The 21,742-nt window shown below is 60.1% G+C and carries 25 protein-coding genes and 1 other RNA gene; 12 read left to right on the top strand and 14 right to left on the bottom strand.

Annotation, left to right across the window (positions count from 1 at the left end):
* Window positions 1-3 precede the first annotated feature (3 nt).
* Window positions 4-981, bottom strand: coding sequence for an NADPH:quinone oxidoreductase family protein (locus tag BFW87_RS10010; protein WP_078739689.1), 978 nt, complete (start codon window positions 979-981; stop codon window positions 4-6).
* A gap of 150 nt (window positions 982-1,131) precedes the next feature.
* On the opposite strand from BFW87_RS10010, the gene BFW87_RS10005 reads away from it, so the two are divergent.
* The gene (locus BFW87_RS10005) at window positions 1,132-1,539 is read left to right on the top strand and encodes a flagellar basal body-associated protein FliL (RefSeq protein WP_078739688.1); all 408 of its coding nucleotides are present in this window, start codon (window positions 1,132-1,134) and stop codon (window positions 1,537-1,539) included.
* Between the two features lie 5 nt (window positions 1,540-1,544).
* On the opposite strand, the gene BFW87_RS10000 is transcribed toward BFW87_RS10005, so the two are convergent.
* Window positions 1,545-1,994 (bottom strand): EVE domain-containing protein, encoded by a 450-nt coding sequence (locus BFW87_RS10000; protein ID WP_078739687.1) that lies wholly within the window; start codon window positions 1,992-1,994, stop codon window positions 1,545-1,547.
* Between the two features lie 194 nt (window positions 1,995-2,188).
* Between BFW87_RS10000 and BFW87_RS31960 the strand changes: the two genes are divergently transcribed.
* Window positions 2,189-2,338 (top strand): hypothetical protein, encoded by a 150-nt coding sequence (locus BFW87_RS31960; RefSeq protein ID WP_176159726.1) that lies wholly within the window; start codon window positions 2,189-2,191, stop codon window positions 2,336-2,338.
* A gap of 7 nt (window positions 2,339-2,345) precedes the next feature.
* Here BFW87_RS31960 and BFW87_RS09995 read toward each other — a convergent pair whose 3' ends face one another.
* The 4 genes from BFW87_RS09995 to BFW87_RS09980 all read right to left on the bottom strand — a co-directional run bounded on the left by BFW87_RS09995 (window position 2,346) and on the right by BFW87_RS09980 (window position 3,765).
* Window positions 2,346-2,975 (bottom strand): 5-formyltetrahydrofolate cyclo-ligase, encoded by a 630-nt coding sequence (locus BFW87_RS09995; RefSeq protein WP_078739686.1) that lies wholly within the window; start codon window positions 2,973-2,975, stop codon window positions 2,346-2,348.
* A gap of 57 nt (window positions 2,976-3,032) precedes the next feature.
* Window positions 3,033-3,211, bottom strand: a non-coding RNA gene (gene ssrS / locus BFW87_RS09990) — 6S RNA.
* Window positions 3,212-3,241: 30 nt separating this feature from the next.
* The gene (locus BFW87_RS09985) at window positions 3,242-3,559 is read right to left on the bottom strand and encodes a cell division protein ZapA (RefSeq protein ID WP_078739685.1); all 318 of its coding nucleotides are present in this window, start codon (window positions 3,557-3,559) and stop codon (window positions 3,242-3,244) included.
* Window positions 3,556-3,765: a TIGR02449 family protein gene (locus BFW87_RS09980; protein ID WP_003177365.1), complete on the bottom strand. Its 210-nt coding sequence runs from the start codon at window positions 3,763-3,765 to the stop codon at window positions 3,556-3,558. Before BFW87_RS09980 ends, BFW87_RS09985 begins: the two co-directional genes overlap by 4 nt.
* Window positions 3,766-3,903: 138 nt before the next feature.
* Here BFW87_RS09980 and BFW87_RS09975 point away from each other — a divergent pair, with 138 nt between their 5' ends.
* The 9 genes from BFW87_RS09975 to gcvH all read left to right on the top strand — a co-directional run bounded on the left by BFW87_RS09975 (window position 3,904) and on the right by gcvH (window position 13,319).
* Window positions 3,904-4,461 carry a YecA/YgfB family protein gene (locus BFW87_RS09975; protein ID WP_078739684.1) on the top strand — a complete coding sequence of 186 codons (558 nt, stop codon included), beginning with the start codon at window positions 3,904-3,906 and terminating at the stop codon, window positions 4,459-4,461.
* 20 nt (window positions 4,462-4,481) lie between these two features.
* On the top strand, window positions 4,482-5,804 hold the full coding sequence (pepP, locus tag BFW87_RS09970; RefSeq protein WP_078739683.1) for a Xaa-Pro aminopeptidase: 1,323 nt from the start codon (window positions 4,482-4,484) through the stop codon (window positions 5,802-5,804).
* Window positions 5,801-6,988 (top strand): 2-octaprenyl-6-methoxyphenyl hydroxylase, encoded by a 1,188-nt coding sequence (ubiH, locus tag BFW87_RS09965; protein ID WP_078739682.1) that lies wholly within the window; start codon window positions 5,801-5,803, stop codon window positions 6,986-6,988. Before pepP ends, ubiH begins: the two co-directional genes overlap by 4 nt.
* On the top strand, window positions 6,981-7,466 hold the full coding sequence (locus BFW87_RS09960; RefSeq protein WP_078739681.1) for a DUF4442 domain-containing protein: 486 nt from the start codon (window positions 6,981-6,983) through the stop codon (window positions 7,464-7,466). The genes ubiH and BFW87_RS09960 overlap by 8 nt, the downstream gene beginning before the upstream one ends.
* 9 nt (window positions 7,467-7,475) lie before the next feature.
* Window positions 7,476-8,693, top strand: a complete 1,218-nt coding sequence (locus tag BFW87_RS09955) for a 2-octaprenyl-3-methyl-6-methoxy-1,4-benzoquinol hydroxylase (protein ID WP_176159734.1) — start codon at window positions 7,476-7,478, stop codon at window positions 8,691-8,693.
* 161 nt (window positions 8,694-8,854) lie between these two features.
* Window positions 8,855-9,859, top strand: a complete 1,005-nt coding sequence (locus BFW87_RS09950) for an extracellular solute-binding protein (RefSeq protein WP_078739679.1) — start codon at window positions 8,855-8,857, stop codon at window positions 9,857-9,859.
* Between the two features lie 166 nt (window positions 9,860-10,025).
* The gene (locus BFW87_RS09945) at window positions 10,026-11,642 is read left to right on the top strand and encodes an ABC transporter permease (protein ID WP_078739678.1); all 1,617 of its coding nucleotides are present in this window, start codon (window positions 10,026-10,028) and stop codon (window positions 11,640-11,642) included.
* Between the two features lie 157 nt (window positions 11,643-11,799).
* Entirely contained in the window at window positions 11,800-12,882 is a 1,083-nt protein-coding gene (gcvT, locus tag BFW87_RS09940) for a glycine cleavage system aminomethyltransferase GcvT (protein WP_078739677.1), read from the top strand.
* Window positions 12,883-12,935: 53 nt separating this feature from the next.
* Window positions 12,936-13,319: a glycine cleavage system protein GcvH gene (gene gcvH / locus BFW87_RS09935; protein ID WP_078739676.1), complete on the top strand. Its 384-nt coding sequence runs from the start codon at window positions 12,936-12,938 to the stop codon at window positions 13,317-13,319.
* A 69-nt stretch (window positions 13,320-13,388) separates the two neighbouring features.
* Here the strand turns inward: gcvH and BFW87_RS09930 are convergent, their stop codons facing one another.
* From BFW87_RS09930 to BFW87_RS09900, 7 genes are all read right to left on the bottom strand, one after another.
* Window positions 13,389-14,531 (bottom strand): DegT/DnrJ/EryC1/StrS family aminotransferase, encoded by a 1,143-nt coding sequence (locus tag BFW87_RS09930; RefSeq protein ID WP_078739675.1) that lies wholly within the window; start codon window positions 14,529-14,531, stop codon window positions 13,389-13,391.
* Between the two features lie 158 nt (window positions 14,532-14,689).
* The gene (locus tag BFW87_RS09925) at window positions 14,690-15,355 is read right to left on the bottom strand and encodes an outer membrane protein (protein WP_078739674.1); all 666 of its coding nucleotides are present in this window, start codon (window positions 15,353-15,355) and stop codon (window positions 14,690-14,692) included.
* A 179-nt stretch (window positions 15,356-15,534) separates the two neighbouring features.
* Window positions 15,535-15,849 carry a DUF2388 domain-containing protein gene (locus BFW87_RS09920; RefSeq protein ID WP_003176799.1) on the bottom strand — a complete coding sequence of 105 codons (315 nt, stop codon included), beginning with the start codon at window positions 15,847-15,849 and terminating at the stop codon, window positions 15,535-15,537.
* Window positions 15,850-15,917: 68 nt separating this feature from the next.
* Complete coding sequence (locus tag BFW87_RS09915; RefSeq protein ID WP_078739673.1) at window positions 15,918-16,364, bottom strand: NfeD family protein; 447 nt, start codon at window positions 16,362-16,364, stop codon at window positions 15,918-15,920.
* Window positions 16,365-16,374: 10 nt separating this feature from the next.
* Window positions 16,375-17,295 (bottom strand): SPFH domain-containing protein, encoded by a 921-nt coding sequence (locus BFW87_RS09910; protein WP_078739672.1) that lies wholly within the window; start codon window positions 17,293-17,295, stop codon window positions 16,375-16,377.
* A 77-nt stretch (window positions 17,296-17,372) separates the two neighbouring features.
* Window positions 17,373-19,064, bottom strand: a complete 1,692-nt coding sequence (locus BFW87_RS09905) for a GspE/PulE family protein (RefSeq protein ID WP_078739671.1) — start codon at window positions 19,062-19,064, stop codon at window positions 17,373-17,375.
* Between the two features lie 81 nt (window positions 19,065-19,145).
* Window positions 19,146-19,484, bottom strand: coding sequence for a hypothetical protein (locus BFW87_RS09900; RefSeq protein WP_078739670.1), 339 nt, complete (start codon window positions 19,482-19,484; stop codon window positions 19,146-19,148).
* 127 nt (window positions 19,485-19,611) lie between these two features.
* On the opposite strand from BFW87_RS09900, the gene BFW87_RS09895 reads away from it, so the two are divergent.
* Window positions 19,612-20,082 (top strand): Lrp/AsnC family transcriptional regulator, encoded by a 471-nt coding sequence (locus BFW87_RS09895; protein WP_033897555.1) that lies wholly within the window; start codon window positions 19,612-19,614, stop codon window positions 20,080-20,082.
* A 140-nt stretch (window positions 20,083-20,222) separates the two neighbouring features.
* On the opposite strand, the gene BFW87_RS09890 is transcribed toward BFW87_RS09895, so the two are convergent.
* Entirely contained in the window at window positions 20,223-21,590 is a 1,368-nt protein-coding gene (locus BFW87_RS09890) for a CYTH domain-containing protein (protein WP_078739669.1), read from the bottom strand.
* Window positions 21,591-21,742: the final 152 nt, after the last annotated feature.

Below are 21,742 nucleotides of genomic sequence, written 5' to 3'. Positions count from 1 at the left end.
TCATTACCGGGTTTGGACCACGACTTTGCCCACCGCCTTGCGCTGCCCCAGGTCATTGATAGCCTGGGCGGCCTGCTCCAGTGGGTACACCTGCGATACCAATGGCTTGAGCTTGCCCTCGGCATACCAGGTAAACAGTTGCTGGAAGTTCGCCGCATTATCCTGCGGCTGGCGCTGGGCAAACGAACCCCAGAACACCCCGACCACGGAGGCGCCCTTGAGCAGCGCCAGGTTCACCGGCAACTCGGGAATGCGCCCGCTGGCAAAACCCACCACCAACAGACGGCCGTTCCAGGCAATGCCACGGACGGCCTGGTCAAACAGGTCACCGCCCACCGGGTCGTAGATCACATCTACGCCGTTGCCGTCGGTCAGGCGTTTGATTTCGTCTTTAAGATTGGCTTCGCTGTAATTGATCAACTCATCAGCGCCGGCCGCCTTGGCCACCGCGAGTTTGTCGGCACTGCTGGCGGCGGCAATCACGCGGGCGCCCATGGCCTTGCCGATTTCCACCGCAGCCAGGCCCACGCCACCAGAGGCGCCGAGTACCAGCAGGGTTTCGCCGGGTTGCAGGTTGGCGCGTTGTTTCAGCGCGTGCATCGAGGTGCCGTAGGTCATGCTGAAGGCGGCGGCGGTGTTGAAGTCCATGCTTGGCGGGATCGGCAGCACGTTGTAGCCCGGCACTGCGACCTGTTCGGCGAAACTACCCCAGCCGGTCAGCGCCATGACGCGGTCGCCCACCCTCAAATGGCTGACCTTTTCACCGACTTCACTGACCACGCCCGCCGCCTCGCCGCCTGGCGAAAACGGGAAGGGTGGCTTGAACTGGTATTTGCCCTCGATGATCAGGGTGTCCGGGAAGTTGACCCCGGCGGCGTGCACGTCCAGCAGGATTTCGTTCTTCTTGATCGCAGGGCTTTCGATCTCTTCCAGCACCAGGGTTTCGGCGGGGCCGAAGGCTTTGCACAGCACAGCTTTCATCGGACTATTCCTTTTGGCATCGTGGCCGATAAGTGTAGGAGGGTACGCCCGTGGGTCAACGAGCATGCCCGGGCCTGATAAGCCGCCATAAGCTTGTGCTCAGCCTTGCTAGCGTTATGCTAGCCCGCAACCGAATTCGAGGAATGAACTGTGAAAGCGTGGATCCTGTTGATGCTGGCCCTGACCTTGCCGATGGCAGCCCAGGCCGAAGAAGCCAAAGAAGGTGAGGCACCGAAGGTCAGCTATATCAGCTTGACCCCGCCGTTCGTGGGCAACTATGGCCTGGACGGCACGGCAAAGCTCAAGGTGTTCAAGGCCGACATCGCCTTGCGCGTGACCGGGCCTGAAGCGGCTGCGGCCGTCAAAGCCAATGACCCGCTGATCCGCAACCAGTTGGTCGCGCTGTTCACCCAGCAGACCAGCGAGGCCATGAGCACGGTCGAAGGCAAAGAAAAACTGCGCCAGGAAGCCTTGAAGCAAACCCAGCAAGTGATGAACGACGAGACCGGCAAGCCGGTGGTTGAAGACCTGTTGTTCAACAACCTGATCATCCAGTAACGCTCTCAACGCAATTGAATGATGGCCGCCCATTGCTCGGCGGTCACCGGCATTACGGAAAGCCGGCTGCCTTTTTGCACCAGCGGCAGTTCGGCGAGGGCGGTTTGCTGTTTCAGGTAGCCAAGGCCCAGCGCTTTGGGAAAGGTTTTAACGTGGGCCACATTGATGGCGCTCCACGGGTTTTTCTCGGCTGTGGCTTTGGCGTCGAAGTAGTGGCTTTCCGGCTCCAGCGCCGTCGGGTCCGGGTATGCCGCTTCGACGATTTTGCCGATGCCGGCAATGCCTGGCTCCGGGCAACTGGAGTGATAGAAGAAAAACTCATCGCCCACTGCCATGGCCCGCAGAAAGTTGCGCGCCTGATAGTTGCGCACCCCGTCCCAGCGGGCTTCGCCGAGCTTTTCCAGACCGTCGATGGAGAGTTCGTCGGGCTCGGATTTCATCAGCCAGTAGGCCATTTTTGGGCTCCTGAAAAAGGCATTGGGCAAGTTGTCGGGCAATTCCATGACAAACCGACAGTCGGTTGGCGTCAAGGTTTGCGTGTTGGTTCACGTTACCGCAGAATGCCCGCCTTCAAGCTTGACGCAGCTGCAACGGACTACTTTGGAACGTTGTTGTCATCGTGTACGAGGTGCCTGCAGGGGGGCAATCGATGCAACGTAAACCGGATTTACTATGGATTTTGGTTATTTTGTTTGGTCTGGGCGTCGTGACCACCGGGTATGCGCAGAGCAAATGGTCGAACAAGACCGATGCACCCGTTGAACTGGCTCAGCAGCAGCCGCAACCGTTCAAGCGTTAACACGGCTTCAAGGCGTCGCTGATTCCGGCGACGTTTCTGCGATATACCATTGCTTATCGGTGACAGTGCCTGCCAACGGCACGTCCCAGCTTGCCTGCGCCAATCGATCGACTTTCTGACATTCATGGGCCAGGCCCAGCAGCGTCGGTTTGCGCCAGCTTTTGCGTCGAGCCAGGTAAGCGAGACTGCGGTCGTAGAACCCGCCGCCCATGCCCAGGCGTCCGCCGACATCATCGAACCCCACCAACGGCAACAGCACCAAATCCAGGGCCCAGACCTGGCGTTGCTGGTGGGCATTCACCCGCGGTTCAAGAATGCGAAAGCGGTTGGGCTGCAACTTATCCCCAGGCCGCACGCGTTGAAACACCATCTTTGTTCGTGGCCAGGCACTGAGCACCGGCAGGTAGGTGGCTTTGCCCCGGCGCTGAGCGGCGCGCAGCAGCAGGCGCGGATCGATTTCACCGTCCGTCGGTAGGTATAAAGAGATATGTTTGGCCCGGCGAAACAGCGGGTGCTGTGCCAGTTGCCGATACAGGCCAAGGGCGGCCTTGCGCTGCTCGCTCGGCGACAGTTCGCGGCGGGCTTTACGCAACATGCGTCGAAGGTGCGGACGGGAAAGCGGCGCAGGTTCGGTCATGGTTTTCGGCTCATAAAACAATGCCAGTCCGAGGACTGGCATTGAGTTTGGGAATTCAGGCTCCCCGACAGAGCCGCTGTCGACTTAGCCCTTGAACCCGAAAGTTCAAGGTGGAAGATGCAGTAGGCTTTAAGGCTTTCCGTCTAGCGGACATGCACACCAGCCCAACGTGCAACTTCCAGGGTAGTGCGAATCGGCTCAGGGACATCGCCGACTGGCAAACACGCCAGGGAGTGGGGCGAGTATACCTTAAACAGTCGCGGCAATCAGCCCTTGGGTGGCTCTGGATCGGTAGAAAGTACCAGATCCACGCGCTCCAGCAGGTCACGCACCTGCTCGCGCGTCGAGCCGCTGGCCTGCACGTCAGGCTGTTCCTGCTTATGCAGCAAATCGTGGGTAATGTTCAGTGCGGCCATCACGGCGATGCGATCGGCACCGATGACTTTGCCGCTGCTGCGGATTTCACGCATCTTGCCATCCAGGTAGCGGGCGGCACTCACCAGGTTGTTGCGCTCTTCCTGGGGGCAGATGATCGAATATTCTTTGTCGAGGATCTGCACGGTTACGCTATTGCTTGAACTCATGAGTCTTGCTCCAGGGCCTTCAGGCGCGAAATCATCGATTCGACCTTACGCCGGGCGATTTCGTTTTTTTCAATGAGGTGAGCGCGTTCCTCGCGCCAGGTCTTTTCCTGAGCTAATAGGAGTCCGTTTTGACTCTTAAGTTGCTCGACCCGATCAATTAGCAGTTCGAGTCTGGCCATCAGCGCTTGCAGGTCGGTGTCTTCCATTGGGTTCCACTGGATTTGTCTGATGAATGGCAACTGCAGGATAAACGATCTGACGCCCTTGATAGTCTTGGTACGTCTGCCGGTGCTAGGATACAGCGCTCCATTCTAGACATTGCGCCGTCTGGCGCCTAGCTCACCATGCCTATTCAGAACTCCCCGTACGACGCTTTTTCCAAACTGCTGAGCACCAGCGGTCACCCTTGCTCGCCTGCTGAACTGCACGGCGTGTTGCTGGGCCGCAGTTGCACCGGTGTTGGCTTCGATGCCGACAACTGGCTGGCCGATGTGGCCGAGCTGCTGGAAACCGAACCTACCGACAACGTGCGTAACGCGCTGATCGGCCTGCAGGAAATGGTCAAGGGCGAGCTCACCGGTGATGACGTCACCGTGGTCCTGCTGCTGCCGACCGACGACGCGCCGCTGACCGAACGCGCCGCAGCGCTGGGCCAATGGTGCCAGGGTTTCCTCCACGGTTTTGGGGTGAACGCCGGCGGCCTCGAGCTGAGCACCGACGCCAAGGAAGTGTTGCAGGATTTGGCAGCCATCTCCCAGGTGCAAGATGCCCTGGAAGAATCCGAAGACGGCGAAGGCGACTACATGGAAGTCATGGAATACCTGCGCGTTGCGCCGCTGCTGCTGTTCACCGAGACCAAAAAGTCTGCTGAACCTGCTTCGCCCAAGCCGTCGCTGCATTAAGAAAGGACACCCATCTGCCCATGATCCATATCCCCAAAGCGGAATACACCCGGCGCCGCAAGGCGCTGATGGCGCAGATGGAACCCAACAGCATCGCGATCCTGCCCGCTGCCGCTGTGGCGATCCGCAACCGTGATGTGGAGCATGTGTACCGCCAGGACAGCGATTTCCAGTACCTCAGCGGCTTCCCCGAACCGGAAGCGGTGATTGTGCTGATGCCCGGTCGCCAGCATGGCGAGTACGTGCTGTTCTGCCGCGAACGCAATGCCGAGCGCGAACTCTGGGACGGCCTGCGCGCCGGCACCGAAGGCGCGATCCGCGACTTTGGTGCCGACGATGCCTTTCCCATTACTGATATCGACGACATCCTGCCCGGTCTGATCGAAGGCCGTGACCGGGTGTATTCGGCCATGGGCAGCAATGCCGAATTCGACCGGCATGTGATGGAGTGGATCAACGTGATCCGCTCCAAAGCGCACCTCGGCGCCCAGCCGCCGAATGAATTTGTTGCCCTGGATCATCTGCTTCACGACATGCGTCTGTATAAATCGGCGGCAGAAGTGAAGGTAATGCGCGAGGCCGCACGAATTTCCTGCGCCGCCCACGTGAAGGCCATGCAGGCCAGCCGCGCCGGGCTGTATGAGTTCAGCCTGGAAGCCGAGCTGGACTACGAATTTCGCAAGGGCGGCGCGAAGATGCCTGCCTATGGCTCGATCGTCGCCGCCGGGCGCAACAGCTGCATCCTGCATTACCAGCAGAATGACGCGGTGCTCAAGGATGGCGATCTGGTGCTGATCGACGCCGGTTGCGAGATCGACTGCTACGCCAGCGACATCACCCGTACCTGGCCGGTCAGCGGAACGTTTTCGCCGGAACAGAAGGCGATCTACGAAATTGTGCTGGCTTCCCAGGAAGCGGCCTTTGCCGAGATTGCGCCGGACAAACACTGGAATCAGGCCCACGAGGCCACAGTGCGCGTCATCACCGCGGGTTTGGTGAGGCTCGGTTTACTGCAAGGTGACGTCGACGAGTTGATCGCCAGCGAAGCCTACCGCGCCTTTTATATGCACCGCGCCGGCCACTGGCTGGGCATGGATGTGCACGATGTGGGCGAATACAAAGTGGGCGGTGAATGGCGCGTGCTGGAAGTCGGCATGGCGTTGACTGTGGAGCCGGGCATCTACATCTCGCCGGACAACCAGAACGTTGCAAAGAAATGGCGTGGCATCGGCGTACGCATCGAGGACGACGTGGTAGTGACCAAGAAAGGCTGTGAAATCCTGACCGACGGCGTGCCCAAGACTGTCGCCGATATCGAAGCGCTGATGGCGGCCGCCCGATGAGCCGGGTCAACCTGGCGATTATCGGCGGCGGCCTGGTGGGCGCCAGCCTGGCGCTGGCGTTGCAGGCCGGGGCCAAGGCGCGTGGTTGGAAGATCGTGCTGATCGAACCGTTCGCCCCGGGCGACAGCTACCAGCCGAGCTACGACGCGCGGTCTTCGGCGCTGTCGTTTGGTGCCCGTCAGATTTACCAACGCTTGGGCCTGTGGCAGGACATCGCCCGCCGCGCCGAGCCGATCAAGCAGATCCACGTGTCCGACCGTGGGCGTTTCTCCACCGCGCGTTTGTCGGCGATGGAAGAGGGCGTGCCCGCGCTGGGTTACGTCGTGGAAAATGCCTGGCTCGGCCAATGCCTGTGGAAAGGTCTGGATAAAGAAGTGATCAGTTGGCGCTGCCCGGCGGAAGTCACGCGCATGGAGCCGTTGCCCGACGGTTATCGCCTGACGCTTAACGATGAAACGGTCCTTGAATGTGATCTGGCAGTACTGGCGGACGGTGGCCGCTCCGGTTTGCGCGAGCAACTGGGCATCGGCGTGAAAACCCGCCCGTATAACCAGAGCGCGCTGATCGCCAATATCACCCCAAGCGAATCTCACAACGGCGAGGCATTCGAACGCTTCACCGACGAAGGCCCGATGGCCTTGCTGCCGCTGCCCGACAACCGTTGCGCGCTGGTGTGGACGCGCATTGGCATGGACGCTCAGCGCTTGGCCAACCTTGATGAACGCAGTTTTCTCAGTGAATTGCAGGGCGTATTCGGCTATCGCCTGGGCACCTTGAAGCAAGTCGGTGCCCGGCATTTGTATCCGCTGACGTTGGTAGAGGCCGAAGAGCAAGTGCGCTCGCACCTGGTCGTCCTCGGCAATGCCGCTCACAGCCTGCATCCGATTGCCGGGCAGGGGTTCAACTTGTCCCTGCGCGATGCGAATGCCTTGGCCGAAGCCCTGCTGGCCGGGCCGCAGACCCCGGGTGATTTGGCGACGTTGCAAAGCTATCGCGAGCGTCAGCGCCTGGATCAGAAACTGACCGTGGGCTTCTCCGACCAAGTCACGCGCCTGTTTGGCAGCGCTCAACCGTTGGTCGCGCTGGGCCGCAACATGGGCCTGCTGGGCCTGGACTTGCTGCCGCCGGCCAAACGCTGGTTTGCTCGTCAGGCCATGGGCCTGGGCACGCGCTCCGATGGGTAAGTGGCTGATCCAACGGCTGGGCAAGGCGCGGCTGCTGCGCTGGATCATGACCTTGTACCCGCCATACCTGGGCGCGGGCATCAGTGTGCAACACATGAGCGCCGACTTTCGTCACGTCAAAGTGCGCATGGGCCTGGGCTGGTACAACCGCAATTACGTCGGCACGCAATTCGGCGGCAGCCTGTATTCGATGGTCGACCCGTTTTATATGCTGATGCTGATGGAGAACCTGGGCCGCGACTACATTGTGTGGGACAAGGCCGCGAGCATCGACTTCATCTCGCCGGGCAAAGGCCCGGTGTACGCCGAATTTTCCATCGACGAAACCTTGCTTGATGAGGTGCGTCGCCAGACCGAAGGGGGCGAGAAGTATTTGCCCCAGCTCAAGGTCGAGATTCATGACGGCGCCGGCACTCTGGTGGCGTGCGTCGACAAAACCCTTTACGTGCGGCGCAAGCCGCCAGCAAGGCAGGCTTAAAGCATGGACATGCGCGCAGATGTGCTGATTGTCGGGGCCGGAATGGTCGGAAGCGCCCTGGCGCTGGCGTTGCAGGGCAGTGGCCTGCAGGTGCTGCTGCTCGACGGTAGCCCGCTGAGCGTCAAACCGTTTGACCGTGCTGCAGCTTTCGAACCTCGCGTGAGCGCCTTGTCGGCGGCCAGCCAGCGCATCCTCGAGCGCCTTGGTGTGTGGCAGGGCATCGTCGACCGGCGCGCCAGCCCTTACGGCGAAATGCAGGTGTGGGACGGCAGCGGCACCGGGCAGATCCACTTTTCGGCGGCCAGTGTGCACGCTGAGGTGCTTGGGCATATCGTCGAGAACCGTGTGGTTCAGGATGCCTTGCTCGACCGCCTGCACGACTGCGATTTGGGCCTTCTGGCCAACGCGCGCCTGGAGCAGATGCGCCGCTCTGGCGACGATTGGCTGCTGACCCTGGCCGATGGTCGCAAACTGCGCGCGCCGCTGGTGGTCGCCGCCGACGGTGCAAATTCTGCCGTACGGCGCCTGACCGGCACCGCGACCCGCGAATGGGATTACTTGCACAACGCCATTGTCACCAGTGTGCGCAGCAGCCAGGCGCACCAGCGCACGGCCTGGCAACGCTTTACCGACACCGGCCCGCTGGCGTTTCTGCCGCTGGTGCGGGACGGGCAGGAGGACTGGTGTTCGATCGTCTGGTCGACCACGCCGGCTGAATCCGAACGCCTGATGGCACTGGATGATGAGAGCTTCTGCCGTGAGCTGGAGCGCGCCTTTGAAGGGCGCCTTGGCAGCGTAATCAGCGCTGATCCGCGCGTTTGTGTGCCGCTGCGTCAGCGCCACGCCAAACGCTACGTCGCCGAAGGCCTGGCGTTGATCGGCGACGCGGCCCATGTGATTCATCCGTTGGCGGGGCAGGGCGTAAATCTGGGCTTCCTCGATGCAGCGACATTGGCCGAAGTGCTGTTGTCTGCGACCGAGCGCGGCGAGCGCCTGGCGGATGTGAAAGTGCTGAGCCGCTACGAGCGTCGGCGCATGCCGCACAACCTCGCCTTGATGGCGGCGATGGAAGGTTTCGAGCGGCTGTTCCAGGCCGATCAACTGCCGCTGCGCTGGCTGCGCAACGCCGGGTTGAAAATGGTCGACCAAATGCCCGAAGCCAAGGCCGTGTTCGTGCGCCAAGCCCTCGGCCTCACCGGTGACCTCCCGGACCTGGCCAAACCCTGAACCTGAAATGCAGCCCCCTGTGGGAGCCGGGCTTGCCCGCGATGAGGCCATCAGCCCCAGCGCAAACCCCGGCCACGCAACATCTCGTAACGCCTCCACCAAGCGCCACCAAATGTGAGTCCTTATCATTTGCGCTCCTTCGATCACGAGAGACCGCAACCATGTCGGCACCCAAGCGCCTCCTGACTGCCCTGGCACTCACCCTTATCGGCACCACCACCGTGCAGGCGGCCGACGAAGTGGTGGTCTACTCCTCGCGTATCGACGAACTGATCAAGCCGGTGTTCGACGCCTACACCCAAAAGACCGGCGTACAGGTGAAGTTCATCACCGACAAGGAAGCCCCGCTGATGCAGCGCATCAAGGCCGAGGGCGAAAATGCCACCGCCGACCTGCTGCTGACCGTCGACGCCGGCAACCTCTGGCAGGCCGAGCAAATGGGCATCCTGCAGCCGTTCACCTCCGAAGTGATCGACAAGAATATCCCCCTGCAATACCGCTCTTCCAAACACGCCTGGACCGGCCTGAGCCTGCGCGCACGAACCATTGCTTATTCCACTGCGCGGGTAAAACCGGGCGACCTGACCACCTATGAAGCCCTGGCCGACAAGCAGTGGGAAGGCCGTCTGTGCCTGCGCACGGCGAAAAAGGTCTACAACCAGTCGCTGACCGCCACCCTCATCGAAACACATGGTGCAGCCAAGACTGAAGAAATCGTCAAAGGCTGGGTCAACAACCTGTCCACCGACGTGTTCTCCGATGACGTCGCCGTGCTCGAAGCCATCAACGCCGGGCAGTGCGACGTGGGCATCGTCAACACTTACTACTACGGCCGCCTGCACAAACAGAAGCCGGACCTGGCGGTAAAACTCTTCTGGCCGAACCAGGGTGACCGTGGCGTGCACGTGAACCTGTCCGGCATCGGCCTGACCAAACACGCGCCGCACCCGGAAGCCGCCAAAGCCCTGGTGGAGTGGATGACCACGCCTGAGGCGCAGAAGATCTTTGCTGATGTGAACCAGGAATTCCCGGCCAACCCGGCGGTACCGCCGTCGGCCGAAGTGGCGACCTGGGGCAAGTTTGTGGCGGACACCTTGCCGGTGGAAGTGGCGGGCAAGCGCCAGGCCGAGGCCATTCGGTTGATGGATCGCGCCGGCTGGAACTAAGTACAATCAGCAGGACTGCGCAGATCTAAATGTGGGAGCGGGCTTGCTCGCGAAGGCGGTGTATCAGTCACACGTGTACCGACTGACACGACGCATTCGCGAGCAAGCCCGCTCCCACATTGGTTCGAGGCGAATTCAAAATCATCATTCCCCAGAGAGCTTTTCCTTGGCCCACCCCGCCCAGCGCCGCTGGTACCTGCCGGTCTTCACTGTCGCCGCCCTGGTGTTGCTGCCGCTGAGCGTACTGTTACTGTCCTGGCAAAGTATCGACCAGCAGATTTGGTCCCACCTCTGGGAAACCCAGATGCCGCGCCTGCTGGGCAATACCCTGACGCTGGTGCTGGGCGTCGGCGTTGGCGTGACGGTGTTGGGCGTCAGCCTGGCCTGGCTGACCAGTCTCTGTGAATTTCCCGGCCGGCGCTGGCTCGACTGGGCGCTGATGCTGCCTTTCGCCATTCCCGCCTATGTGTTGGCGTTCGTATTCGTCGGCCTGCTGGACTTCTCCGGCCCCGTGCAAACCCTGCTGCGTGAATGGTTTGGCACAGGTTTGCGTTTGCCACGCGTGCGCTCTACCAGCGGCGTGATTATCGTGTTGGTGCTGGTGTTCTATCCCTACGTCTACCTGCTGGCGCGCACTGCGTTTTTGGCTCAAGGCAAAGGCCTGATGGAAGCGGCGCGGGTGCTGGGCCAATCGCCCTGGCAAGCATTTTGGCGCGTGGCGCTGCCTATGGCGCGGCCCGCGATCGGCGCGGGTGTGGCATTGGCCTTAATGGAAACCCTGGCCGATTTCGGCGCCGTATCAGTGTTCAACTTCGACACCTTCACCACCGCCATCTACAAGACCTGGTACGGCTTCTTCAGTCTGTCCAGCGCTGCACAGTTGGCCAGCCTGTTGCTGCTGGTGGTGATGCTGGTGCTTTACGGCGAGCGGCGTGCCCGCGGTGCCAGCCGCCCGAGCAATGAACGACCGCGAGGCAAAGCCCTGTATCACCTGCGTGGGTTCAAGGCGGCGGCGGCCACTGGTTGGTGTGGCTTGGTGTTCGCGTGTGCGTTTGTCATTCCGGTGCTGCAACTGGTCGTCTGGTTCTGGCAGCGCGGTCGGTTCGACCTGGATGAACGCTACACGGGCCTGATCGTCCACACGCTCTACCTGGGCGGCATTGCGGCGCTGATTACGGTCAGCGTGGCGCTGATACTGGCCTTCGCCAACCGCCTGGCGCCGACCCGGGCAATTCGCTCCGGCATCAGCCTGGCTAATGTCGGCTATGCCTTGCCGGGCTCGGTGCTGGCGGTGTCGATCATGTTGGCGTTCAGCTATCTGGACCGTGAACTGGTGGTGCCGCTGTCGGGCCTGCTGGGCGGCGCAGGCAAACCGCTGCTGCTCGGGAGCCTGGCGGCGCTGGTGCTGGCGTATCTGGTGCGGTTTCTGGCGGTCGCCTATGGGCCACTGGAAAACAGCCTGGCGCGAATCCGCCCGTCGTTACCGGAAGCAGCACGTAGCCTTGGCGTGAGCGGGCCGCGACTGTTTTGCAAAGTGTATCTGCCGTTGTTGTTGCCGGGGACCTTGAGCGCGGCGCTTCTGGTGTTTGTCGATGTGCTCAAGGAAATGCCCGCCACCCTGCTGATGCGCCCGTTCGGCTGGGACACCCTGGCAGTACGCATCTTTGAAATGACCAGTGAAGGCGAGTGGGCGCGGGCTTCGTTGCCGGCGCTGACCCTGGTGCTGGTCGGCCTGTTGCCGGTGATCGGGCTGATTCGACGCTCTGCACGGCCAATCGGTTAGGTGCCAGTCCTACGGCTTGCGGCTACAATGCGCGGCATTCGGTGCGCTTCGTCTTTCGGAGCGGGTCGCTGGGCGTGGCTGCAGGCCTTGTAATTCAAGGCATTCAGGCGCAAACAGCTGCTCCGCGCACCTTCGCCAAGCCCGGAAGGAGAAACCCATGGGACAGCGTACGCCTCTGTATGACCTGCATCTCGCCCTAGGCGCGAAAATGGTCGATTTTGGCGGTTGGGATATGCCTCTGCATTACGGCTCGCAAGTTGAAGAACACCATCAGGTGCGACGCGACTGCGGGGTGTTCGATGTATCCCATATGACCGTGATCGATGTCACAGGCCTTCAGGCCAGGGAATGGCTCCAGCACTTGCTGGCCAATGACGTCGACCGTTTGCATGGCTGCGGCCGTGCGCTTTACAGCGCCATGCTCAATGAGCAGGGCGGCGTGGTGGACGACATGATCGTCTACCGCACAGAAAGCGGTTACCGGTTGGTGGTCAACGCCGCCACGCGTGATCAGGATATGGCCTGGATGCAGGCGCAATTGGGCAGCTATTCAGTGCAACTTCATGAGCGGCCCGAATTGGCCATGCTCGCCATTCAGGGGCCCCACGCTCGGCAGAAAATCGCCGAACTGGTCACCCAGTCGCGCGGCACCCTGATCCATCAGCTCAAGCCGTTTGAAGGCCAGGCAGACGGCGACTGGTTTATCGCCCGTACGGGTTACACCGGCGAAGACGGCCTCGAAATCGTGCTGCCTGCCGATCAGGCTCCGGGTTTTTTCAACGACCTGGTGGGCGCCGGTATTTCACCCATTGGGCTCGGCGCCCGCGATACCCTGCGCTTGGAGGCTGGCATGAACCTCTATGGCCAGGACATCCACCAGGAGGTTTCGCCGCTTGCGGCCAACATGGCCTGGAGCATTGCCTGGGAGCCTGTCGAGCGTAACTTCATCGGCCGCGCTGCGCTGGAAGCGGAAAAAGCGGCAGGTGTGCAGTTCAAATTGGTCGGGCTGGTACTGGAGGAACGTGGAGTTTTACGCGCTCACCAGGTGGTTCGTATCGCCAATGTTGGCGAAGGAGAGATCACCAGTGGTAGTTTCTCTCCTACGCTGAGCAAATCCATTGCCCTGGCACGTGTACCGACGGCCACCGCCGATCGGGCCGAAGTGGAAATCCGCGGCAAGTGGTACCCGGTTCGAGTGGTCAAACCGACCTTCGTGCGCCATGGCAAAACCTTGATCTAACCTATTTCCGGCAGGCCAAAGGCCGCTGACATTTCTAATTGAGGACACAGATTATGAGCGATATCCCTGCCGACCTGCGTTTTGCCGAAAGCCATGAATGGGCCCGTCTGGAAGCTGACGGCACCGTGACTGTCGGTATCTCCGACCATGCCCAGGAAGCCTTGGGTGATGTGGTATTTGTTGAATTGGCCGAAGTCGGCGCTCAGTTTGAAGCTGAAGGCCTGGCGGGTGTGGTTGAGTCGGTGAAGGCTGCTTCGGATATCTACTCACCGGTTGCCGGCGAAGTGATTGCTGTCAACGAGGAGCTGGGCGGTAGCCCTGAGCTGCTGAATTCCGACCCGTACGGCGCCTGGATCTTCAAGCTCAAGCCAAGCAACCCGGCTGATCTGGAAAAGCTGCTGGATGCTGCAGGCTACAAAGCTGCCATCGGCGAATAAAGGCAGATAGCTGAAACAGCACAAACCAATGTGGGAGCTGGCTTTCCAGCTCCCACAGTTGATTGGGGTTTATTCCGGCTTCAGTACTGCTTTTACTGCTGCTACAGACCGCTCCACATCAGCCTCAGTCATCGCCGTAAACATTGGCAACGACACAATCAGACGCCCAACCTTTTCCGACACCGGGAACATGCCTTCCTTGAACCCCTGCGCCCGATAAAGGCTCAGCAGGTGGATCGGCGGGTAGTGATAGCCAATGCCCACGCCGTGGGCCTGCATCTGCTCCATGAACGTCGCGCGAGCCGGCAGGCCATCCTGACGCTCCGGCAGTACCAGCTGGAACAGGTGCCAATTGCTGTTTTCGAAATCGGCTGGTGGCAGTTGCGCGCCGTATTGCGCTTCAAAATCACTGCCGAAGCACTTGAAGTAGTGCCGTGCCAGGTTCTGGCGGTGCGCAGTGATCTTCTCGATATGAGCAAACTGGCCCAAGCCGATGGCTGCGGCGATATCGGTCATGTTGAACTTGCCGCCCAACACATCCACATCCAGCCCGTCGAAGCCGGTGCGGGTAACGCCCTGCAGACGATATTTTTCCGCCAGGCGTGCTTCCTCAGCGTTGTTCAACACCAGGCAACCGCCTTCAGACGACGTGATGTTCTTGTTGGCCTGGAAGCTGAACGACACGAAATCACCAGTCGCACCAATGCGCTCCCCGTCCCAGCTGGAGCCCAGGGCCTGGGCGGCGTCTTCGACGATGCGCAGGTTGTACTTGTTGGCCAGTGCATACAGCATCGGCATGTCCAGGGGCAGGCCGGCCAGGTACACCGGGATGATTGCCTTGGTACGCGGGGTGATGGCGGCTTCGACCTGCGCCAGGTCGATATTGCGGGTGACCGGGTCAATATCGGCAAACACGGGCGTGGCGCCCACTTCCAGAATCACGTTGGCGGTGGCGACCCAGGAAATAGGCGTGGTGATCACTTCATCCCCAGGCCCAATGCCGGCGATGCGCAACGCAATTTCCATGGTGCACGTGCCGGAGTTGAAGGTGCGCACCGGGCGGCCGCCAAAGTATTCCGACAACTGTGCTTCAAACGCCTGCACTTTCGGCCCGCTGGTGATCCAGCCCGAGCGCAGTACATCGCCGACCGCCGAAATGGTGGCTTCATCAATGGTAGGTTTGGAAAACGGCAGAAAAGGCTGTTGGCTCATGACGACGAATGCATCCGTTTCAGATAGGCGATGAGTGTTAAAGGTATCAGTACCGCATGGTTGCACGGTTTGACTGAATATAGCCTGTCGTGCGTGAACGAATCGTCATGTTGCGGGCAAAAAAATACCGCTTTCTCAGCGGCATTTCTTGCGGTGTGTCAGAAGGCTAACCGGGCTTCGAGGAACACATTTTGTTCCTTGAGTTTGCCTTTGAGCTGCTCATCGCGGGCGTTTATTCGGTTGGCGAAGGTGTTGTACCCCGTCTCGACTTTGCCCATGTCAACATAACGCCAGCCTGTGCCCAGGGTGAGTTTATCGCTGACTTTGGCATCCAGGCCCAGGCCTACGCTGTAGGCGAAGTTGTATTGGGTATTGCTGGCAAACTGACGGGTAGGGTTGCTCTGGAAGCCCCCTGCATCAATTTTCGCCACGCCCACTCCGGCCATACCGTAAAACGACAACCAGTCGTTGATCGGGATGTTTTTATAACCATTGAACATCAAACGCTGGCTGTCGACTTCGAGGCGGTTGACGTTGGCATTGAATGGCGCCCAGTAAGAATCGAACGTTGAGCTGCTGCGCGTGGTGTATTCACTTTCCAGACGCCAGCCATCGGAAAAGGCGTAGCCCAGGGCGAACGAGCCGGTAAAGGACTTGCTGCTATCGGGGGCCTCCACTTGCTGGGTGACACGAGGACTCGTCAGCAGGGCACTTGACAGGTTCTGGCGAGCGCTATTGAGTTTCGCTGACCCGTACCAGGTTTCTGCCTGGGCGTAAGAGGTGGCAAACGCTGAGAGAAGTAGCGCGTAGACAAGCTTTTGCATGGGGTTGATTCGCTTTATATAAAAGGAATCTTCAGCTTGTTGCCTGGCCCTTGAGGGTTCGATAGGACTTATCTGACAGCAGACGGAAAAATCGGAAATATGGTGCAATAAGCAATCGACGATCACTGAAAAGATAAAAAAATGCCGCTGAAAAAGCGGCATTTTTTATCGGTCGAGTGTTACTCGGTCACAGCGTTTTTCGCGAGGATGGCGTTAGCCAGCTCCATGTCCGTGGCTTGCAGGCCAGGGTTGTCGGCGCGGACTTTCTGCATGGCAGCTTCCAGGTATGGGCCGCGAATGCCGCCGTCGCTGGCAACAAAGCTGCCTGCGTCGTCCTGGGCCGCAACCACCAGCTTATGGTCCTTGAAGGTCAGGTACGTCGAGCCGGTAGTGGCGCCCGACGAGATGACATTGCGCCAGAAGCTGTCGGCCATGGCTGAACCGACAGGTAGGGAAAGCACAGCGAGGGTTGCGACAGCATATTTGAGACGCATGATGGGTGACTCCGGGTGGGTTATCTGTACTTTATGATTGTAATTACCCCAATCGAGTTCAATCCTGACTAAACAGTTTCAACCTGCAAAATCACCCCGTTTTGCCCAATCACGCGGACTTGAGCGCCTACAGGGCTGTCCGGGCCCGTCGCCATCCACACGCCATCGCCGACTTTTATCTTGCCACGGCCATCGACTATCGCCTGATGCACCACAAAGGTGCGCCCGATCAATTCTGAGCCACGCATGTTCAGCCCGGGCTGGTCGCTGACCTTGGCGCTGCTGCGCTGGCGCTTCCACCAGTACACCGCCGTCAGGATCGACAACACCGCGAACAGCAGCAGTTGCCATTCCAGCCCGAGTGGCGGGACCAGAAACTTGATCACACCGACGGCCGCCGCGGCGATACCCATCCATAGCAGGTACCCACCGGCGCCAAATACCTCAAGGATCAACAGCACCGTACCCAGTGCCAGCCAGTCCCAGAACGACAGATGCTGCAGGAATTCCCACATGGCGACTGCCTCAGCCTTTCTTGTTGTCGAAGGTTGCCTTGACGATCTCGCCGATGCCACCAATGGAGCCAATCATCTGACTCGCTTCCAGCGGCATCAGGATCACTTTGCTGTTGTTGGCGGAAGCCAGTTTGCCCAGGGCGTCGATGTATTTTTGCGCGACGAAGTAGTTGACCGCTTGCACGTTGCCCGACGCGATGGCTTCGGAGACCACTTTAGTGGCACGCGCCTCGGCTTCAGCTTGACGCTCACGGGCTTCCGATTCGAGGAATGCGGCCTGGCGGCTACCTTCGGCCTCGAGGATCTGCGCTTGTTTTTTGCCTTCGGCGGTCAGGATCGCCGACGCCCGCAGGCCTTCAGCTTCGAGGATCTGCGCACGCTTGATCCGCTCGGCTTTCATCTGGCCGGACATGGCGGCCATCAGGTCGGCAGGCGGGCTGATGTCCTTGATCTCGATACGGGTGATCTTGATGCCCCACGGCGCTGTAGCTTCATCGACAGTGCGCAGCAGTTTTTCATTGATGCCATCGCGTTGGCTCAACATCGCGTCCAGCTCCATGGAGCCGAGCACGGTACGAATATTGGTTTGCAGCAGGTTACGGATGGCGTGTTCGAGGTTGTTCACCTCATAGGCGGCCTGGGCGGTGTTGACCACCTGGAAGAAGCACACGGCGTCGATCTGCACGGTGGCGTTGTCGGCGGTGATCACTTCCTGGGGCGGAATATCCAGCACGCTTTCCATCACGTTGATCTTGCGACCGATGCGGTCCATGACCGGAATGATGATGTTGAGGCCGGGCTTGAGGGTGTTGGTGTAGCGGCCAAAACGTTCGACGGTCCACTGGTAGCCCTGAGGTACCACTTTAAAGCCCATGAACAGGATGGCCACGGCCAATCCCACGAAAAGAAGCAGTACGGTTCCGATCTGCATAGCGATTCCCTATCTGAAGGTGTCAGTGAAACGACATTGGGCCGATTGTAACGGTCTGGTCACCGATAAGAACGGTTTCATCGCCCAACTATCAAAGGATTTGTTTCTGAATCCCCCGGAGTAATCCGTAATACCTCCGCCATGGTTGTCAGCCCGGCTTTCACTTTGCGTAATCCGGCCATTCGCAGGCTTGACATGCCTTGCTCCAGCGCCGCCCGGCGCAGCGTCTGCACGTCGGCCCCGGGAGTGATCAGTGCTTTGAGTGCCTCGTTCATCACCATGATTTCGTAGAGTCCGGCGCGGCTCCGATAGCCACTGTCGCGGCATTCCACGCAGCCACCCGCCTCGTGCTCGATTTCCTGCGCACCCGTCGCGCGTTTGCAATGAGGGCATAGCAGGCGCACCAGGCGCTGCGCCATCACGCCAATCAACGTAGCTTTGATCAAGTAATGAGCGATTCCCAGTTCCTGCAAACGGCTGATTGCGCCTGGCGCATCGTTTGTATGCAGGGTCGCAAACACGAGGTGGCCGGTCAGTGCAGCCTGAACTGCCATTTCGGCCGTCTCCTGGTCGCGAATCTCGCCGATCATGATGATGTCCGGGTCTTGTCGCAGCAGTGCGCGAATGCCGCTGGCGAAGGTGAGGTCAATATTGTGCTGGACCTGCATCTGGTTGAAGGCCGGCTCAACCATTTCAATCGGGTCTTCCACGGTGCACAGGTTGACCTCCCGGGTCGCCAGCTGTTTGAGCGTGGCGTAGAGGGTGCTGGTTTTGCCCGAGCCGGTGGGGCCGGTCACCAGGATGATGCCGTTGGCTTGGTGGGTCATGGTGTGCCAACGCTGCTGGTCTTCGGGCGACAGGCCCAGTTGGTCAAAATCCTTGAGCAGTACCTGCGGGTCGAAAATCCGCATCACCAGCTTCTCGCCAAACACCGTCGGCAGGGTTGAGAGGCGCAACTCGACTTCGACGCCTGCAGGGCTTTTCGTCTTGACCCGCCCGTCCTGGGGTTTGCGTTTTTCAGCCACGTTCATGCGGCCCAGGCTTTTCAAGCGACTGATCACCGCCAGGGTGACCTGGGGCGGAAACTGGTAGACATCATGCAGCAACTCGTCGATGCGAAAGCGAACACGACCCTGATCGCCGCACGCTTCGATATGGATATCGCTGGCCCGTTGGTCGAAAGCGTACTGCAGCAGCCAATCGACGATATTGATGATGTGGGCGTCGTCGGCATCCGGCTCCTTGTCGCCGGCCCCCAGGTTGAGCAACTCGGGGTTCGCTGGCGACATCACCCGTTGATCAGCGCCGCTGACCGACTTGGCCAACCGGTAGAACTCGCCGATGCAACGCTGAATGTCCTGTGGGTTGGCGACCACCCGGATGATTGAGCGTTTTAGCACCTGCGCCAGGCCGGCCTCCCAACCGCTGACAAAAGGTTGCGCGCTGGCGACGGTGACGGTGTGCGCATCCACGGCCACCGCCAGAATGGCGTGGCGCTGCGCGAACGCGTGGGACATCAAGGGTACAACCGTCGCCACGTCGATTTTCAACGGGTCGATACGCAAATAAGGCTGCCCGGCACGTTGAGCGAGCCATTGCGTCAACGTTTCCAGGCAACCCCCCTCAGCCGCAATGCATTCCAGCGGGTGCCGGGTGGAAGAAACGGTCGACAACCTATGCGCCGCTTGCGTCGTGATCAAGCTTTGCTCGAGCAACGCTGGCAACAATTGATGCAGGTGCAATGGGCGATCTGGCAGTGGGGCGGCCATGAGGGGTTCCTGAAGGGTAGGGGTGTGATCCCAGACTAGTCAGCCCCTGACAGTCCTCCCCCTGGCGTGTATTGCAGGCTTTTACTGAGCGGCCGCCGTCACCGCTTCAGGCCGCGCAGAATCAGCGGGCCACAGGTCCAGCGAACACACGCTGATCAGGTTTCGAATCTTTTCACCGATGACTTGGGCGCGATGCCAGCTCAAACCGTCCATCACGATATCAATGCTCAGCAAGTCGGATTCCCGGTTCACAAGCACCTCTTGCGGCGTCAAAAACTGCAGCGCGAAATAGTTGAGGACCCGACACAGGACGTCCGGCTCCGCCTCAGCGACGATCCGGTAATGCGCCAGGCAATGGACGCTGGTGACGGCCCAGGCATCAACGCGGGAGACGGGGAAGGTGGTTTCGACGGCGTGCATGCTGATTCTCCAGATTCGACTGGAGAAATTTTTACACGCGTCCGCTGAGATTTCTTATCTAAAATTGAGCTTATTCAAGCCTGATAGAATAGATTGATTCGAAGTAAGCACTATCAAAGGTATTTTTATGCACAGTGAGTTGGACGTGTACGACCGCCGTATCCTCGCCCTGTTGCAGGAGGACGCCTCGCTCTCCAGCGCGCAGATCGCCGAGCAGGTCGGCCTGTCACAGTCGCCGTGTTGGCGGCGTATCCAGCGGCTCAAGGAAGAGGGCGTGATCCGCGGTCAGGTCACCCTGCTGGATCGAAAGAAGATCGGCCTCAACACGCAGATTTTCGCCGAGGTCAAACTCAACGCCCACGGGCGATCGAACTTCACAGAGTTCACCGACGCGATTCGCGGGTTTCCGGAGGTGTTGGAGTGTTATGTGCTGATGGGGGCGGTGGATTTTCTGCTGCGAATTGTTACGTCGGACATTGAGGCGTACGAGCGGTTTTTCTTCGAGAAGCTGTCGATGGTGCCGGGGATTCAGGAGGTGAATTCGATTGTGGCGTTGTCGGAGATCAAGTCCACCACCAGCCTGCCGGTCTTGCGCTGACCGTGTGGGAGCGGGCTTGCTCGCGAAAGCGGTGGATCAGACACACATTCAGTGACTGACACTCCGCTTTCGCGAGCAAGCCCGCTCCCACATTGGAACGCATTCCACTGTGGGAGCCGGGCTTGCCCGCGATAGCGATCTTACAGGCGCAGCAAGGTTTTCCAGGCGCGATTCTGATACACCGCAATCGCCTGATGCATACGCGCATCCAGCGACTCATCGGTGATCGGCTGATTGGCCAGTTGCGCCAACTTGTTCAGCTCGCCATACAAACGGTCCAGCTCTGCAATGTCCACCACCTGACGTGCATGGTGCAGCCACGCCTGAATACGCTCGATACGCGGCAGTTGCTCGGCCAAATCTTCCGGCTGCTGCTGGTAGCGCGGCAGTTGCAGGGCGACGGCGTCGTCGGCCAACAGGCGCGGCAGCCAGTTGGTGATTTGTGCGGCGCCCTGGCGGTTGCCACGCACGTTGCGGTCGGCAGTCCAGGTACGGGCGAGTAACCAACGCGACAAGCTCAGTGAGAACAGGCCCCAGCGCACGTCGTCCAATTCTTCGACGAACTGTTCCGGCGCGGCTTTGCGGATGTCTTCATCATCGTCGCCGGCTTGTACCAGCGGGCGCCAGTCTTCCAGCAAGGCATCGAGTGCGCTGCGCAGTTCGCTGGTGGATTGACGCGGCGCGGCCTGGCCGAGGCTGCCGATCAGCGCGCGCAATTCGCCGAGGTTGTCGACCCAGTCCTGCAACAGACGCCAGTGGCCGTTGAAACGGTATTGCTCGGCCAGACGCTGGCTGCTGCCGAGCAGGTGCCACATGATCGCGGCGAAGGCATCGTCCAACGGCATTTCGGCCTGAATGTCGGGTGCTGGCAGGCTCAGGGAGTAGCTGCTGGCGTCATACAGACGGTAGCCGCGCTCGGCCTTGCTGATATCGCACGGCATCAGTGCGAGGGTCGCGGCCAGTTCGGCAGCCAATTCGAGCAGAGCAGCCGGTTCACCTTCGCGCAGTTCCAGTTCCAGCTCGCAGATTTCTTCTTTCTGCTTGCCGACCACTACATGACCGAGGTCCAGCGCGGCTTCGATGACCACTTTGGCCTTGCCACGGCCCCAGGCGATTTCGGCGCGTTCACGCACAAAATCGGTGGTGAAGATTGGCTTGAGGGTCTTTTTGTCCAGCTCGGCCAGTTGCTCGGGCCAGCATTCGCCGTCGAGTTTCTTCACGTCAAGCTTGGCTTTGGGCAAGTCCCAGTTGTACTCGTTGCGTTCCGACAAGCCGGCGATGCTTTGGCCGCGGGTCTTGAGGGTCTGGATGATCTCGTCACCGTCCTTGCGCAGGCGCAGGGCGACTTTGGCCTGGGCCAGGTCGCGCTCGGGGGTGTCGAAATACTGGTTCATCAACTCACGGCGTTCCCAGCCACTTTTGTTGCGTTTTTTCAGTAACGGGTGCTCACGCAGCGCGGCGAGTGTTTCGCGGCTGACACGGAGCTTGATTTCGGTTTCTTTCTGCATGGCCGGAAAATCCAGGATCGGGAGCGCAGCCGGGGAAAAGAGAGGCTGCCAAGGCCGTGCAGTGTACAGGACTGAGCCCGGCAACGTGCCGCAACGGTTTATTGTGGTGTGCAGATGGCTCTATAGTGGGGCTCATCCGGGAAGTTGAGAGA

This window comes from Pseudomonas fluorescens (assembly GCF_002022275.1).
In the GTDB taxonomy this organism is placed as follows: domain Bacteria; phylum Pseudomonadota; class Gammaproteobacteria; order Pseudomonadales; family Pseudomonadaceae; genus Aquipseudomonas; species Aquipseudomonas fluorescens_AJ.
This window is presented reverse-complemented; position numbering and strand designations above follow the sequence as displayed.

Coding starts and splice junctions, on each gene's coding strand:
- BFW87_RS09950 (WP_078739679.1), top strand. CDS start 8,855: ATGTCGGCACCCAAGCGCCTCCTGACTGCCCTGGCACTCACCCTTATC.
- BFW87_RS09905 (WP_078739671.1), bottom strand. CDS start 19,064: ATGGCCGCCCCACTGCCAGATCGCCCATTGCACCTGCATCAATTGTTG.
- BFW87_RS09910 (WP_078739672.1), bottom strand. CDS start 17,295: ATGCAGATCGGAACCGTACTGCTTCTTTTCGTGGGATTGGCCGTGGCC.
- BFW87_RS09925 (WP_078739674.1), bottom strand. CDS start 15,355: ATGCAAAAGCTTGTCTACGCGCTACTTCTCTCAGCGTTTGCCACCTCT.
- BFW87_RS31960 (WP_176159726.1), top strand. CDS start 2,189: ATGCAACGTAAACCGGATTTACTATGGATTTTGGTTATTTTGTTTGGT.
- BFW87_RS09955 (WP_176159734.1), top strand. CDS start 7,476: ATGCGCGCAGATGTGCTGATTGTCGGGGCCGGAATGGTCGGAAGCGCC.
- BFW87_RS09900 (WP_078739670.1), bottom strand. CDS start 19,484: ATGCACGCCGTCGAAACCACCTTCCCCGTCTCCCGCGTTGATGCCTGG.
- BFW87_RS09915 (WP_078739673.1), bottom strand. CDS start 16,364: ATGTGGGAATTCCTGCAGCATCTGTCGTTCTGGGACTGGCTGGCACTG.
- ubiH (WP_078739682.1), top strand. CDS start 5,801: ATGAGCCGGGTCAACCTGGCGATTATCGGCGGCGGCCTGGTGGGCGCC.
- BFW87_RS10010 (WP_078739689.1), bottom strand. CDS start 981: ATGAAAGCTGTGCTGTGCAAAGCCTTCGGCCCCGCCGAAACCCTGGTG.
- gcvT (WP_078739677.1), top strand. CDS start 11,800: ATGGGACAGCGTACGCCTCTGTATGACCTGCATCTCGCCCTAGGCGCG.
- BFW87_RS10000 (WP_078739687.1), bottom strand. CDS start 1,994: ATGGCCTACTGGCTGATGAAATCCGAGCCCGACGAACTCTCCATCGAC.
- BFW87_RS09995 (WP_078739686.1), bottom strand. CDS start 2,975: ATGACCGAACCTGCGCCGCTTTCCCGTCCGCACCTTCGACGCATGTTG.
- BFW87_RS09895 (WP_033897555.1), top strand. CDS start 19,612: ATGCACAGTGAGTTGGACGTGTACGACCGCCGTATCCTCGCCCTGTTG.
- gcvH (WP_078739676.1), top strand. CDS start 12,936: ATGAGCGATATCCCTGCCGACCTGCGTTTTGCCGAAAGCCATGAATGG.
- pepP (WP_078739683.1), top strand. CDS start 4,482: ATGATCCATATCCCCAAAGCGGAATACACCCGGCGCCGCAAGGCGCTG.
- BFW87_RS09930 (WP_078739675.1), bottom strand. CDS start 14,531: ATGAGCCAACAGCCTTTTCTGCCGTTTTCCAAACCTACCATTGATGAA.
- BFW87_RS09920 (WP_003176799.1), bottom strand. CDS start 15,849: ATGCGTCTCAAATATGCTGTCGCAACCCTCGCTGTGCTTTCCCTACCT.
- BFW87_RS09985 (WP_078739685.1), bottom strand. CDS start 3,559: ATGAGTTCAAGCAATAGCGTAACCGTGCAGATCCTCGACAAAGAATAT.
- BFW87_RS09890 (WP_078739669.1), bottom strand. CDS start 21,590: ATGCAGAAAGAAACCGAAATCAAGCTCCGTGTCAGCCGCGAAACACTC.
- BFW87_RS09975 (WP_078739684.1), top strand. CDS start 3,904: ATGCCTATTCAGAACTCCCCGTACGACGCTTTTTCCAAACTGCTGAGC.
- BFW87_RS09960 (WP_078739681.1), top strand. CDS start 6,981: ATGGGTAAGTGGCTGATCCAACGGCTGGGCAAGGCGCGGCTGCTGCGC.
- BFW87_RS09980 (WP_003177365.1), bottom strand. CDS start 3,765: ATGGAAGACACCGACCTGCAAGCGCTGATGGCCAGACTCGAACTGCTA.